This window comes from Streptomyces sp. NPDC046335 (genome assembly GCF_055587985.1).
In genome coordinates this window covers 379,590-393,489 of the sequence record NZ_JBVJFF010000008.1, presented here as the reverse complement: position 1 = coordinate 393,489, position 13,900 = coordinate 379,590, and the positions used below count along the sequence as shown (strand labels likewise).

The 13,900-nt window shown below is 72.2% G+C and carries 14 protein-coding genes; 8 read left to right on the top strand and 6 right to left on the bottom strand.

What is annotated here, in order from left to right:
• Positions 1–144: 144 nt before the first annotated feature.
• The gene (locus tag ACZ6JY_RS22015; RefSeq protein WP_469197872.1) at positions 145–1,920 is read right to left on the bottom strand and encodes an acetyl/propionyl/methylcrotonyl-CoA carboxylase subunit alpha; all 1,776 of its coding nucleotides are present in this window, start codon (positions 1,918–1,920) and stop codon (positions 145–147) included.
• A 355-nt stretch (positions 1,921–2,275) separates the two neighbouring features.
• On the opposite strand from ACZ6JY_RS22015, the gene ACZ6JY_RS22010 reads away from it, so the two are divergent.
• Complete coding sequence (locus ACZ6JY_RS22010; RefSeq protein WP_469197870.1) at positions 2,276–2,692, top strand: hypothetical protein; 417 nt, start codon at positions 2,276–2,278, stop codon at positions 2,690–2,692.
• Here ACZ6JY_RS22010 and ACZ6JY_RS22005 read toward each other — a convergent pair.
• From ACZ6JY_RS22005 to ACZ6JY_RS21990, 4 genes are all read right to left on the bottom strand, one after another.
• Positions 2,673–3,278 (bottom strand): nucleoside triphosphate pyrophosphatase, encoded by a 606-nt coding sequence (locus ACZ6JY_RS22005; protein ID WP_469197868.1) that lies wholly within the window; start codon positions 3,276–3,278, stop codon positions 2,673–2,675. The genes ACZ6JY_RS22010 and ACZ6JY_RS22005 overlap by 20 nt on opposite strands.
• Positions 3,279–3,301: 23 nt before the next feature.
• On the bottom strand, positions 3,302–3,430 hold the full coding sequence (gene mmpB / locus ACZ6JY_RS22000; protein WP_447039511.1) for a morphogenic membrane protein MmpB: 129 nt from the start codon (positions 3,428–3,430) through the stop codon (positions 3,302–3,304).
• A gap of 108 nt (positions 3,431–3,538) precedes the next feature.
• Positions 3,539–3,745, bottom strand: a complete 207-nt coding sequence (locus tag ACZ6JY_RS21995; RefSeq protein WP_469197865.1) for an acyl-CoA carboxylase subunit epsilon — start codon at positions 3,743–3,745, stop codon at positions 3,539–3,541.
• A gap of 45 nt (positions 3,746–3,790) precedes the next feature.
• Complete coding sequence (locus ACZ6JY_RS21990; protein ID WP_469197863.1) at positions 3,791–5,365, bottom strand: acyl-CoA carboxylase subunit beta; 1,575 nt, start codon at positions 5,363–5,365, stop codon at positions 3,791–3,793.
• Positions 5,366–5,489: 124 nt separating this feature from the next.
• Between ACZ6JY_RS21990 and ACZ6JY_RS21985 the strand changes: the two genes are divergently transcribed.
• The 5 genes from ACZ6JY_RS21985 to hutH all read left to right on the top strand — a co-directional run bounded on the left by ACZ6JY_RS21985 (position 5,490) and on the right by hutH (position 11,567).
• Positions 5,490–6,353 carry a biotin--[acetyl-CoA-carboxylase] ligase gene (locus ACZ6JY_RS21985; RefSeq protein ID WP_469197861.1) on the top strand — a complete coding sequence of 288 codons (864 nt, stop codon included), beginning with the start codon at positions 5,490–5,492 and terminating at the stop codon, positions 6,351–6,353.
• A 152-nt stretch (positions 6,354–6,505) separates the two neighbouring features.
• Positions 6,506–7,666, top strand: a complete 1,161-nt coding sequence (locus tag ACZ6JY_RS21980) for an adenylate/guanylate cyclase domain-containing protein (protein ID WP_469197859.1) — start codon at positions 6,506–6,508, stop codon at positions 7,664–7,666.
• Between the two features lie 109 nt (positions 7,667–7,775).
• Entirely contained in the window at positions 7,776–8,573 is a 798-nt protein-coding gene (locus tag ACZ6JY_RS21975; RefSeq protein ID WP_469197857.1) for an enoyl-CoA hydratase/isomerase family protein, read from the top strand.
• A 112-nt stretch (positions 8,574–8,685) separates the two neighbouring features.
• Positions 8,686–9,855, top strand: a complete 1,170-nt coding sequence (locus ACZ6JY_RS21970; protein WP_469197855.1) for a GGDEF domain-containing protein — start codon at positions 8,686–8,688, stop codon at positions 9,853–9,855.
• A gap of 161 nt (positions 9,856–10,016) precedes the next feature.
• Positions 10,017–11,567, top strand: a complete 1,551-nt coding sequence (gene hutH / locus ACZ6JY_RS21965; protein WP_469198037.1) for a histidine ammonia-lyase — start codon at positions 10,017–10,019, stop codon at positions 11,565–11,567.
• Positions 11,568–11,588: 21 nt separating this feature from the next.
• On the opposite strand, the gene ACZ6JY_RS21960 is transcribed toward hutH, so the two are convergent.
• Positions 11,589–11,894 (bottom strand): LPXTG cell wall anchor domain-containing protein, encoded by a 306-nt coding sequence (locus ACZ6JY_RS21960; protein WP_469197853.1) that lies wholly within the window; start codon positions 11,892–11,894, stop codon positions 11,589–11,591.
• 110 nt (positions 11,895–12,004) lie between these two features.
• Between ACZ6JY_RS21960 and ACZ6JY_RS21955 the strand changes: the two genes are divergently transcribed.
• Together ACZ6JY_RS21955 and ACZ6JY_RS21950 are read left to right on the top strand one after the other, a co-directional pair.
• Complete coding sequence (locus ACZ6JY_RS21955) at positions 12,005–12,349, top strand: hypothetical protein (protein ID WP_469197851.1); 345 nt, start codon at positions 12,005–12,007, stop codon at positions 12,347–12,349.
• Positions 12,350–12,623: 274 nt separating this feature from the next.
• On the top strand, positions 12,624–13,886 hold the full coding sequence (locus tag ACZ6JY_RS21950; RefSeq protein ID WP_469197849.1) for a L,D-transpeptidase: 1,263 nt from the start codon (positions 12,624–12,626) through the stop codon (positions 13,884–13,886).
• Positions 13,887–13,900: the final 14 nt, after the last annotated feature.

Here is a 13,900-nt window from a genome sequence, read left to right as displayed (position 1 = left end):
GGGGGTGGGCTGGGAATGCCCGCCGGGGGTGGGCTGGGAATGCCCGCCGGGGGTGGGCCCGGGACGTGTCCCATGGCCGGGCCCCGAAACGTGCCGCGGGGCCGGGCTGGAGGTCAGCTCGGCCCCGGGGCGTGTGTGCTGCGGTCAGTCCTTGATCTCGCAGATCGCCGCGCCGGAGGTGAGGCTGGCGCCGACCTCCGCCGTGAGGCCCTTGATCGTGCCCGAGCGGTGGGCGTTCAGGGGCTGTTCCATCTTCATGGCCTCCAGGACGACGACCAGGTCGCCCTCGTTGACCTGCTGGCCCTCCTCGACCGCGATCTTCACGATCGTGCCCTGCATGGGCGAGGCGAGGGTGTCGCCGGAGGCGGCGGGGCCGGACTTCTTGGCCGCGCGGCGCTTGGGACGGGCGCCGCCCGCCGCCGCGGTGCGCGCGATCGTCATGCCGAGGGAGGAGGGGAGGGAGACCTCCAGGCGCTTGCCGCCGACCTCGACGACCACCGTCTCGCGGCCCGGCTCCTCGTCGGCGTCCGCGTCCGCGGCGGGCGCGGTGAAGGCCGGGATCTCGTTGACGAACTCGGTCTCGATCCACCGGGTGTGGATCGTGAACGGGGCGTCGGAGCCGGTCAGTTCCGGCGCGAACGCCGGGTCCTTGACGACCGCCCGGTGGAACGGGATGGCCGTGGCCATGCCCTCGACGTTGAACTCCGCGAGCGCGCGGGCGGCGCGCTGGAGCGCCTGCTCGCGGGTCGCGCCGGTCACGATCAGCTTGGCCAGGAGGGAGTCCCAGGCCGGGCCGATGACCGAGCCCGACTCGACGCCCGCGTCCAGGCGGACGCCGGGGCCCGAGGGCGGCGCGAAGGCCGTGACGGTGCCGGGGGCGGGCAGGAAGTTGCGGCCCGGGTCCTCGCCGTTGATGCGGAACTCGAAGGAGTGGCCGCGCAGCTGCGGGTCGTCGTAGCCCAGTTCCTCGCCGTCGGCGATGCGGAACATCTCGCGGACCAGGTCGATGCCGGTGACCTCTTCGGTGACCGGGTGCTCCACCTGGAGACGGGTGTTGACCTCCAGGAAGGAGATCGTGCCGTCGACGCCGACGAGGAACTCGACGGTGCCCGCGCCCTCGTAGCCGGCCTCCTTGAGGATGGCCTTGGACGCCGCGTACAGCTCGGCGTTCTGCTCGGCCGTCAGGAACGGCGCGGGCGCCTCCTCGACGAGCTTCTGGTGGCGGCGCTGGAGCGAGCAGTCACGGGTGGAGACGACCACCACATTGCCGTGCTTGTCGGCCAGGCACTGGGTCTCCACGTGCCGCGGCTTGTCGAGGTAGCGCTCCACGAAGCACTCGCCGCGGCCGAAGGCCGCCACGGCCTCGCGCACCGCGGAGTCGTACAGCTCCGGGACCTCTTCGAGGGTGCGGGCGACCTTGAGGCCGCGCCCGCCACCGCCGAACGCGGCCTTGATCGCGATCGGCAGGCCGTTCTCCTCGGCGAAGGCGACGACCTCGTCGGCTCCGGAGACCGGGTCGGGGGTGCCCGCGACCAGCGGGGCACCGGCGCGCTGCGCGATGTGCCGCGCGGCGACCTTGTCGCCCAGGTCACGGATGGCCTGCGGCGGCGGGCCGATCCAGTTCAGGCCCGCGTCGATGACGGCCTGCGCGAAGTCGGCGTTCTCCGAAAGGAAGCCGTAGCCGGGGTGGATCGCGTCCGCCCCCGCGTCCTTGGCCGCTGCCAGCACCTTGGAGATGTCCAGGTAGCTGGTGGCCGGAGTGTCACCGCCCAGCGCGAACGCCTCATCGGCCGCCCGGACGTGCAGAGCGTCCCGGTCGGGGTCTGCGTAGACGGCAACGCTCGCGATCCCTGCATCCCGGCATGCCCGGGCAACGCGGACAGCGATTTCGCCACGGTTGGCGATGAGCACCTTGCGCACGATGGCTCCCTCCTTGAAACAAGCCGAGTTTAGGGACTGTGGACACGGCTGTACGACCCATCCCCAAGGGTGAGCTTGCCCACACGGAGTGTGATGCGACGCCCGCTCGGTCCGCGAAAACCCTTGTCCTACCACGGTAGGCGGGGTTACTTGCCGGAAGCCTAGCCCGCCGGTGTGGTCAAGGTCTCTGTGAGGCAGTGCTGCGGCAGGAGGCCTTTCTTTGTGGAGTCCCTACCAATGGCCCAATGATTCTTTGCCCTGGGCGCAGCTCTTGTCCCACCCCTTACCGGTTAGTAGCGTGCGCAGGGATCGGACGTACCAGGGGTAACAGCAGAGCGGAAGTGGGTGGGGCGCCGTGGCGCGCAGACCGGTGGCCTGGTTGGGCGCGATCGTTCTCCTGGTGGAGGCGGTCGGCATCGCGTTCCTGAACTGGTTCCTGGGCATGGTCGTCGACAAGCAGGACATGTCCCTGGCCGGCCTCGATCCGCACGCGATGACCGTGTCGACGTGGATCGCCGGCGTCGTCTTCGGCGGCTACCTGGTGCTCTGCGCGTTCGCGCTGGCCCGCGCGGCCGCCCGCGACCGCGCGCCGGGGCGCTTCGGGCGGGTGCTGCTCATCACCTGCGCCGTCGTGCACGGGGTGCTCGGCGCCTTCTGCGTGGGCCTGGTGGGCTGGCCCGCGTTCGCCTTCATGATGGTCGTGCTCGGCCTGATCGTGCTGCCGCTCGTGGCCTACGACAAGGCAGGACGGGTCACGCCCACAACTGCGTGACGCCGATGCCCAGTTCCGCGAGGAGCCGGCGCAGCAGCGGCAGCGAGAGGCCGATGACGTTGCCGTGGTCGCCCTCGATGCCGTCGATGAACGGGGCCGAGCGGCCGTCCAGGGTGAACGCCCCGGCCACGTGCAGCGGTTCGCCGCTCGCCACGTACGCGGCGATCTCCTCGTCGGAGGGCTCACCGAAGCGGACGACGGTCGAGGCCGTCGCCGACGCGTACGTCCCCGCGGTCGTGTCGCGGACGCAGTGGCCCGTCTGAAGGACGCCGGCGCGGCCGCGCATGGACTTCCAGCGGGCGGTCGCCTCCTCGGCGTCGGCGGGCTTGCCGAGCGCCCGGCCGTCCAGTTCGAGGACCGAGTCGCAGCCGATGACCAGGGCGCCCATGGCCTCGGGCCGCGCGGCGACCACGGAGGCCTTGGCCTCGGCGAGGGCCAGGGCGAGCTCGGCGGGGGTCGGCGCGGTGACCTTGTCCTCGTCGAAGCCGCTGACGATCACCTCGGGGGCGAAGCCCGCCTGCCGCAGCAGGGCGAGGCGCGCGGGTGACTTCGACGCGAGGACGAGACGGCGGGGCTGATCACTCATGCCGTCAGCGTAAGGGGTCCGGCTCAGCGGATGCCGAGCACGAACATCGCCACCACCATGGCGAGGGCGAGGACGCATCCCGCGCGGCGCATCTTCGCCTGCATGTCCCGCATGTCCTCGGGCGGGTCGTTCTCCGGGTCGGACCACAGCATGACTCCGATGGTGCGGCCGGCCGGGCCGGGGCGCCTGAGTACGCGTACTCAAGTTCCCCGGCCGGCCAGCTCACGGAATCACGGATCGCGGATCACGGGACCACGCGGCTACGAGGGCCAGTACGTGCGGCCCCACGCGGTGGGACCCGGTGCCGGGAGCCGGTCCCTGGCCACGCGGGCCGGGTCGGCCCAGGAGTCGGGCGGTACGGGCGCGCCGGACGGCGGGTCCGCCACCGCCGCGGCGCGCGCCTGGACCACCGCCAGTGCGGCGGCCAGCTCCTCAGGGGTCGGGTTGCCCCGAACGACCTTGATCACGAGGGCTCCTTCAACGGTCGCGGCCTACAGGGACCTACAGGGGACCTACAGGGGGATGTTGCCGTGCTTCTTCGGGGGCAGTGATTCCCGCTTCGTGCGGAGCTGACGCAGGCCGCGCACGAGGTGGGAGCGGGTCTCCGAGGGCATGACCACGGCGTCGATGTAGCCGCGCTCGGCCGCGGTGTACGGGTTGAGCAGGGCGTCCTCGTACTCCCGGATGAGCCGCGCCCGCGTGGTCTCCTGGTCGTCGGCCGCGGCGATGGTGCGGCGGTGCAGGACGTTGACCGCGCCCTGCGCGCCCATGACCGCGATCTGCGCGGTCGGCCAGGCGAGGTTCAGGTCGGCGCCCAGGTGCTTGGAGCCCATGACGTCGTACGCGCCGCCGAAGGCTTTGCGGGTGATGACCGTGATGAGCGGGACGGTGGCCTCGGCGTAGGCGAAGATCAGCTTCGCGCCGCGGCGGATGATGCCGGTGTGCTCCTGCTCGACGCCCGGCAGGAAGCCGGGGACGTCCACGAAGGTGATGACCGGCACGTTGAACGCGTCGCAGGTGCGCACGAAGCGCGCGGCCTTCTCGGAGGCGTCGATGTCCAGGCAGCCGGCGAACTGCATCGGCTGGTTGGCGACGATGCCCACCGGGTGGCCCTCGACACGGCCGAAGCCGGTGAGGATGTTCGGCGCGAACAGCGGCTGCGTCTCGAAGAACTCCATGTCGTCGAGGACGTGCTCGATCACCGTGTGCATGTCGTACGGCTGGTTCGCGCTGTCCGGGATCAGCGTGTCCAGGGCCCGGTCCTCGTCGGTGGGGGCGAGGTCGGCCTCCTCGGGGAACGCGGGCGGCTCGCTGAGGTTGTTCGAGGGCAGGTAGGACAGGAGCGACTTCACGTACTCGATGGCGTCCTTCTCGTCACCCGCCATGTGGTGCGCCACGCCCGAGGTCGCGTTGTGGGTGCGGGCGCCGCCCAGCTCCTCGAAGCCGACGTCCTCACCGGTGACCGTCTTGATCACGTCGGGCCCGGTGATGAACATGTGCGAGGTCTGGTCGACCATGACCGTGAAGTCGGTGATCGCGGGCGAGTAGACCGCGCCGCCCGCGCACGGGCCGACGACCAGGCTGATCTGCGGGATGACGCCGGAGGCGTGGGTGTTGCGGCGGAAGATCTCGCCGTACATGCCGAGGGCCATGACGCCCTCCTGGATGCGGGCGCCGCCGGAGTCGTTGATGCCGATGACGGGGCAGCCGGTCTTCAGGGCGAAGTCCATGACCTTGACGATCTTCTGCCCGAAGACCTCGCCGAGCGCACCGCCGAAGACGGTGAAGTCCTGCGAGAACACCGCCACGGGGCGGCCGTCGACGGTGCCGTAACCGGTCACGACGCCGTCGCCGTAGGGCCGGTTGTCCTCCAGGCCGAACTGGGTCGAGCGGTGCTGGGCGAACTCGTCGAACTCGACGAAGGAGCCCTCGTCGAGCAGCAGCCCGACCCGCTCACGCGCCGTCAACTTCCCCTTGGCGTGCTGCTTCTCGACCGCGCGGGCCGACCCCGCGTGCGTCGCCTCCTCGATGCGGCGCTGGAGGTCCGCGAGCTTGCCGGCGGTCGTGTGGATGTCGATCTCGGACATAGGGATGCGGCTCCCTGCCTGCTCAAAGGTGCGTATGGCGGCTTACGGCTGGCTACTGACCCGTAGCGTATCGGCGCGGATACCGTTCGGCAGTGCGGCGTTTACCACACCTAGGGTGGCTTGCATGACGCCGCCAGATGCTCAAGACAACCGCTGGTCCGACCTCGACCGCCCGCCCCTGAACGCCGCATCCCTGCGGCGGGCGCTCGTGCGCGACGGTGCCCTGTGGACCTCGCTCGACGTGGTGCCCGCCACCGGGTCGACCAACACCGACCTCGCGGCGCGCGCCGACGGCCTCCCCGAGGGAGCGGTCCTCGTCGCCGAGGAGCAGAGCGCGGCCAGGGGCCGCCTGGACCGCACGTGGTCGGCGCCCGCCCGCTCGGGCCTCTTCTTCTCCGTGCTGCTCAAACCCGCCGATGTGCCGGTCGAGCGGTGGGGCTGGCTGCCGCTGCTCACCGGCGTGGCCGTCGCCGCGGGGGTCTCGCGGGCCGCGGGGGTGGACACCGCACTCAAGTGGCCCAACGACCTCCTGGTCACCGTCGGTGACGAGGAGCGCAAGGCCGGCGGCATCCTCGCGGAGCGGGCGGGCTCCGCCTCCGGCGGCGGCGTGGTCATCGGCGTCGGCCTCAACGTCACCCTGCGTGCGGACGAGCTGCCGGTGCCGACGGCCGGGTCGCTCGCCCTCGCCGGGGCGTCGACGACGGACCGCGACCCGCTGCTGCGGGCCGTGCTGCGCTCCCTGGAGCAGTGGTACGGCGACTGGCGCGCGGCGGGCGGCGACCCCGCGGGCGCACGGCTCCAGGAGGCGTACGCGGCCGGATGCGCCACGCTCGGCCGCCGGGTCCGGGCGGAGCTGCCGGGGGACCGCTCCATCGTGGGGGAGGCGGTGGCGGTCGACGGCGACGGCCGCCTCGTGCTCGCCACGGAGGCGGGGGTGCAGGAGCCGGTCGGCGCGGGCGACATCGTGCACCTGCGGGCGGCCGGGTGACCGGCGGCTCCGCGCGCCCGGGGGCGGCCGGGCACCCGGCGTGCCCCGGCCGGGGGAACGGGTCACGGGACTCGGGAGTGAGCTGCGGCACACCTGCCGTAAAGTTGGCGCCGGTCGATACCTGACCGCGGCAGATCGGAAGGGCAGCAGGCGTGACCGTCGACGACACGGGCTCCGGCGCGGGGGCAGAGCGTGGCCCCGACGACGGGCCGGGCGGCGCGGCCGGCGTTCCCGAGGTGCAGGACGAGCACAAGGACGGCGAGTCCGCCAAGGACCCCCTCGCCCTCCGGCTCGAAGGGCTCATCCTCGGCGCGGACCGCCGCTACACCCCCTTCCAGGCGGCCCGCAGCGCGGGCGTCTCCATGGAGCTCGCGTCCCGCTTCTGGCGGGCCATGGGCTTCCCCGACATCGGCCAGGCCAAGGCGCTGACCGAGGCCGACGTGCTCGCCCTGCGCCGCCTGGCGGGCCTCGTCGAGGCGGGCCTCCTGAGCGAGGCCATGGCGGTGCAGGTGGCCCGGTCCACGGGGCAGACCACCGCGCGGCTCGCGGAGTGGCAGATCGACTCCTTCCTGGAGGGGCTGACCGAGCCGCCCGAGCCCGGCATGACCCGTACCGAAGTCACGTATCCCCTGGTGGAGCTGCTCCTGCCGGAGCTGGAGGAGTTCCTCGTCTACGTCTGGCGCCGCCAGCTCGCCGCCGCCACGGGGCGCGTCGTGCAGGCCGCCGACGACGAGGAGATGGTCGACCGGCGGCTCGCCGTGGGCTTCGCCGACCTGGTCGGCTTCACGCGCCTCACGCGGCGCATGGAGGAGGAGGAGCTCGGGGAGCTCGTGGAGGCCTTCGAGACCACGGCGGCCGACCTCGTCGCCGCGCACGGCGGACGGCTCATCAAGACCCTCGGCGACGAGGTCCTGTACGCCGCCGACGACGCGGGCGTGGCCGCCGAGATCGCCCTGCGCCTCATCGAGACCATGGCGAACGACGAGACGATGCCCGAGCTGCGCGTCGGCATCGCCTTCGGCACGGTCACCACGCGCATGGGCGACGTCTTCGGTACGACGGTGAACCTCGCGAGCCGCCTGACCTCGATAGCGCCGAAGGACGCGGTCCTCGTGGACGGGGCGTTCGCGGAGGAGCTGACCCGGACCGGCGACGCGCCCGCGTCGGAGGCGAAGGCCGCGGAGGCGGCAGCGGCGGCCGAGAAGGAGGGCGAGGACCCGCCCTCGTACCGCTTCGCACTCCAGCCGATGTGGCAGCGGCCGGTGCGCGGCCTCGGCGTGGTCGAGCCGTGGCTCCTCGCGCGGCGGGGCTGAGGCGCGGCGGGGCTGAGTCTCCGCGGGGCCGATGCGCCCCTTCCCGGGGCGGGCCCCGGCTGACATGATCCCCGGGTAACGGTCGTTAACCGGAGGTTCAGGAGGCGTCATGGCAGACGAGCAGCGGTACGGGGAGCACGTGGCGGTCAGGCGGCACGGCCACGTCGTCGAGCTCGTCCTCGACCGCCCCAAGGCCATGAACGCCGTCTCCTCGGAGATGGCCCGCTCCATCGCCGCCGCCTGCGCGGCCCTGGCCGGCGACGCGGACGCCCGTGTCGTCGTCGTGACGTCCACGCACGAGCGGGCGTTCTGCGTCGGCGCCGACCTCAAGGAGCGGAACTCCCTCAGCGACGCCGAGTTGCTGCGCCAGCGCCCCACGGCGCGGGCCGCCTACACCGGCGTACTGGACCTGCCCATGCCCACCATCGCCGCCGTGCACGGCTTCGCGCTCGGCGGCGGCTTCGAGCTCGCGCTCTCCTGCGACGTGATCGTCGCCGACCCGACCACGGTCGTCGGGCTGCCCGAGGTGTCCGTCGGCGTCATCCCGGGCGGCGGCGGTACGCAGCTCCTGCCGCGCAGGGTCGGCGCCGCCCGCGCCGCCGAGCTGATCTTCTCGGCGCGGCGCGTGGAGGCGGCGGAGGCGCGGGAGTTGGGCCTGGTCGATCTCCTCGCGGACGAAGGCGGAGCCCGTACGGAGGCGCTGGCGCTCGGCGCCCGCATGGCCGCCAACTCGCCCGTGGGCCTGCGCGTGGCCAAGCGCGCCCTGCGCCTCGGCCACGGCCTCGACGTGCGCGCGGGCCTGGAGGTGGAGGACGCGGCGTGGCGCACGGTGGCCTTCTCGGGCGACCGGGCGGAGGGTGTCGCGGCGTTCAACGAGAAGCGGAAGCCGGAGTGGCCGGGGGAGTGAGCCGCGTGCCCGCGGGATCTGTGACGTGGGGTCCGAGGCCCCGCGACCTGCGACTCGTGGTCGCGATATGTCTCGAAGTTCCAAATTGCCGTAAACCTCCTAGCCTGGGGTGATGGGAGAGGACGTCCGGCTGCGGGCCGTGGTGGAGCTGGCGCAGGGCATGGCCGCCGCGCGGACCCCGCGCGAGACCTGGCGGGCGGCGGCCTCGGGCGCCTGCCGCGCGCTGGACGGCAGCTTCGCCGCGCTCTCCCTGTGGGAGCGCGAGCTCGGCCGGCTCCGGGTCCTGGTGAACACGGGCGAACGGAGCGAGGGCGAGGAGGAGTTCCCGGAGCGGGAGGCGTACCCCGTCCACCAGTTCCCGGAGATCACCGAGTTCCTGCACGAGCGCTGGGCGGGCGGCGGCGAGCCCGACGCCTGGGTCGAGACGGCCGAAGGGCCCGCGGGCGGCCGCTCCGCGGGCTACTGCCACCAGCGCGTCACCGCGCTGCGCAGGCGGGGCCGCGGCTGCTGTGTGGTCGCGCCGGTCGTGCTGCACGGGCGGGCCTGGGGCGAGCTGTATGTGGCGCGTCCGGTGGGGGCGCCGGTCTTCGGCCGCGCCGAAGCGGACTTCGCCACCGTCCTCGCCTCGGTGGTGGCCGCGGGCATCGCGCAGACCGAGCGCCTGGAGGAGGCGCGCAGGCTGGCCTTCACGGACGCGCTGACCGGGCTCGCCAACCGCCGCGCGGTCGACCTGCGCCTCGACGAGGCGGTGGAGCGGCACCGTGCCGACGAGGCCGTGGTGAGCCTGGTCGTCTGTGACGTCAACGGGCTCAAGCGGGTCAACGACACCCTGGGCCACGCGGTCGGCGACCGCCTCCTCGAACGCTTCGGCTCGGTCCTCTCGCTCTGCGGCGCGATGCTCCCGGGCACGCTGGCCGCGCGCCTCGGTGGCGACGAGTTCTGCCTGCTCTCCGCGGGGCCTACCGCCGACGAGGTGGTACGGGTCGCCGACGAACTGTGCGTACGCGCGGCCGAGTTGGAGCTCGGTGACGGGGTCGCCTGCGGGGTCGCTTCGACCGGGGACCCGATCGGTCCGGTGCGCTCGGCGCGCCGCCTCTTCCGCCTCGCCGACGCGGCGCAGTACCGCGCGAAGGCGGCGCACGCGGTGAAGCCGGTGGTCGCGGGGCGGGAGGGCGGCGACGGTGAGAGTGACCCGGTGGTCCGGCTCGCCGACTCGCCCCCGGCGGTGGCGGGGACGGGGGAGCGGCGGAAGTTCCGTGGCCGGGGGCAGCCGCCTTCCTGAAGGGGCCGCCGGGGCGGTGCCTCCGGCCGCGTTCGCGGTACGGGCCGACGTTCCGCGGGGCGCTCGGGCGGGGCGTCGGTGGCGGTAAGTGGTCCCGCCGCACCTCACCCGTGACACCTGGCGATTCAATACGTACGCTGCTGAATATGGATATGCACAGCGTGGGCACCGTGGCCCTTGGGACGTCCGGTACGACCGCGGCCGACGTCATCGCCGTCGCGCGCGGGAACGCACGGATCGAACTGACCGACGAGGCCCTGAGCGCCCTTGCCGCGTCGCGCGAGATCATCGACGCGCTCGCCGCCAAGCCCGAGCCGGTCTACGGCGTCTCGACCGGCTTCGGCGCCCTGGCCAGCCGCCACATCGGCCCCGAACTGCGGGCCCAGCTCCAGCGCAACATCGTCCGCTCGCACGCCGCGGGCATGGGCCCGCGGGTGGAGCGCGAGGTCGTGCGCGCGCTGATGTTCCTGCGCCTGAAGACGGTCTGCTCGGGCCACACGGGCGTGCGCCCCGAGGTCGCGGAGGCCATGGCGGGCGTACTGAACGCCGGGATCACGCCGGTCGTGCACGAGTATGGTTCGCTGGGCTGCTCCGGCGACCTCGCCCCGCTGAGCCACTGCGCGCTCACGCTGATGGGCGAGGGCGACGCCGAGGGGCCCGACGGCGAGGTGAAGCCCGCGGGCGAGCTGCTCGCCGCGCACGGCATCAAGCCGGTCGAGCTGGCGGAGAAGGAGGGCCTCGCCCTCCTCAACGGCACCGACGGCATGCTCGGCATGCTGATCATGGCCCTCGCCGACCTCGACACCCTCTACAAGTCCGCGGACGTCACCGCCGCCCTGACGCTGGAGGCCCTGCTCGGCACGGACAAGGTCCTCGCGCCCGAGCTGCACGCCATCCGGCCGCACCCGGGCCAGGGCGTCTCCGCCGCCAACATGCTGAAGGTCCTCGCGGGGTCGGGGCTCACCGGCCACCACCAGGACGACGCGCCGCGCGTCCAGGACGCGTACTCCGTGCGGTGCGCACCGCAGGTCGCGGGCGCGGGCCGGGACACCATTTCGCACGCCAGGATGGTCGCCGAGCGGGAACTGGCCGCCGCCGTCGACAACCCCGTCGTCCTGCCCGACGGCACCGGGGGAGGCCGCGTCGAGTCGAACGGCAACTTCCACGGGGCCCCGGTCGCGTACGTCCTGGACTTCCTCGCCATCGCCGCGGCCGACCTCGGCTCGATCGCCGAGCGCCGCACCGACCGCCTCCTCGACAAGAACCGCTCGCACGGCCTTCCGCCGTTCCTCGCGGACGACGCGGGGGTCGACTCGGGTCTGATGATCGCCCAGTACACGCAGGCTGCCCTGGTCAGCGAGTTGAAGCGGCTCGCGGTCCCGGCCTCGGCGGACTCCATCCCGTCCTCCGCCATGCAGGAGGACCACGTGTCCATGGGCTGGTCCGCCGCGCGCAAGCTGCGCACGGTGGTGGACAACCTGACCCGCATCGTCGCGATCGAGCTGTACGCGGCCACGCGCGCGGTCGAACTCCGCGAGGACCTGACGCCGGCGCCCGCGACCCGCGAGGTCATCACGGCGCTCCGCAAGGCGGGCGTGGAGGGCCCGGGCCCCGACCGCTACCTGGCCCCCGACCTGGCGGGGGCGGATGCCTTCGTACGCTCGGGAGCACTGCTGACGGCGACCGAGACGGTCACGGGCCCGCTGGCCTGACGCGCGCGCCGCCCCGCCGGGCTAGTGGGCCGTCCTCGCCGGCCGCTCCCGGCGGGCCGAGAAGGCCACGAAACCCGCGCCGAGGCCCAGGAACGCCGTGCCGCCGATCACGTACGGGGTGGTGTCGAAGCCGCCCGTGTCGGCCAGGCGGGCCGGGCCCGCGTGGGTCGTGGCGTCGGAGGCCGGGGGCTGGCCGGCGGGGCGGCTCTGCACGGCGGTCCCGGTGGGCGAGGAAGGGGACGTCGCGTTCGCGGAGGGGACGAACCACAGGGCTCCGAGAAGGGCTCCGGCGGCGGTGGCGGTCAGCAACGATCGGCGTGCGGACACGGAATCGGATCCCCCTTGTGGTGCTGGCGAATTGGCCGTGTGGGGCGATGGTAATGAAAGGCGCGGGTCGCGGGAAAGTCGTGGGAGGAGCGGGCCGTACTCTCCCTCGTATGACTGGAGACGAGACATCACGGTTTGTACGGCTGCGGGTTGAAATGGTGGTCGAGGTCGGTGACAGCGAGAAGCTGACCGGCGCCGCGCTCGACCGCATCGCTCGGGACCAGCCGGTGCCGTCGGAGGAGCGGGCCCACGCCGAGTCGGCGGTACGGGAGGACGACGCGGAGGCGCTCGCCCACCTCGTGGACCCGTTCGACCTGGTCAGCCAGGTCCCCGGCATCGAGCTCGCCCAGGCCTCCTGGAGCAGCGAGGCGATCGACTACGACCCCGACGCGCCGGACTGGGAGCACGACGTCGACGACGATGACGACGAGGAAGACGACGACGAACTGGTCTGATCGGACGCCGCCGACGCGGATCGGTGCGCGCACACCGGATTGAGAGATCCGGAATCGGGGACCCCGGACAGCAACCGCCGTCCGGGGTTCCTTCGTCCCTCTGGGCGTCCGTCGTGCACAGTGGTCACGGGCGGGGAGCCGGTCCAGTACCGGGAACGTGGTGTTCCCCACATTCCTTGCGGTAGTGGAACGGGACGAACCGGGCAGGACGTTATGCGGGTCTACGGGGACTCTCGGGTTTGTTCGGGATTCGGCAACTATGGAGATGTGTGTGATGACGGACAGTAGGCGCCGAGCGGCGGGGCGTGGACGCAAGGGCCTCGCGGCCGTGTCCGCTCTCGTGGGCGGCGTGCTCGTGCTCTCGGCGTGCAGCGACGACGGCGGCGACAAGGCCTCCGGCGGCAAGGAGTCGCAGAACCAGGTCGACGAGGCGGCGGCCAAGAAGACGTCGGTCGCCCAGATCAGGATCGCGCCGAAGAACGGCTCCGACAACGCCAGCATCAACAGCGCGGCCGCGGTCACCGTCAGCAAGGGCACGCTCACCGACGTGTCCATGGAGACCGCCGACGGCACCGCCGTGCCCGGTCAGATATCCGCTGACAAGAAGAGCTGGAAGCCGAGCAAGCAGCTCGAGCGCGCCACGAAGTACAAGATCTCGGCGACGGCCACGGACTCCGAGGGCCGCAAGGCGCACGAGAACTCCAAGTTCACGACCGTCTCGCAGGCCAACAGCTTCATCGGGAACTTCACGCCCGAGGACGGCTCCACCGTCGGCGTCGGCATGCCCGTGTCCATCAACTTCGACAAGGGCATCACGAACAAGAAGGAAGTGCAGTCCGCGGTCAAGGTGTCGTCAAGCAGCGGTCAGGAGATCGTCGGCCACTGGTTCGGCAACAACCGCCTGGACTTCCGCCCCGAGGACTACTGGAAGGGCAACTCCACGGTCACCCTGAAGCTGAACCTCGACGGCGTCGAGGGCGCCGACGGTGTGTACGGCGTGCAGCAGAAGACCGTCCAGTTCAAGATCGGGCGCAACCAGGTCTCCATCGTCGACGCCAAGACCAAGACGATGAAGGTGACGCGGGACGGCAAGGTCGTGAAGTCCATCCCGATCTCCGCCGGTTCACCCGAGAACAAGACGTACAACGGCAAGATGGTGATCTCCGAGAAGTTCAAGGAGACCCGCATGGACGGTGCCACCGTCGGCTTCAAGGACGGCGACGGCAAGGGCGAGTACGACATCAAGGACGTACCGCACGCCATGCGCCTATCGAACTCGGGCACCTTCATCCACGGCAACTACTGGGGCTCGCCCTCGATCTTCGGCGGCGCCAACACCAGCCACGGCTGCATCGGCCTCCAGGACGCCAAGGGTGCCAACGACAAGAGCACCCCGGGCTCCTGGTTCTACGAGAACTCCATCACGGGTGACGTCGTCGACGTCCGCAACACTGGCGACAAGGTCATCGCCCCGGACAACGGCCTCAACGGCTGGAACATGGACTGGGCGCAGTGGAAGGCCGGCTCCGCCGTCTGACCCTCGATCCCCGG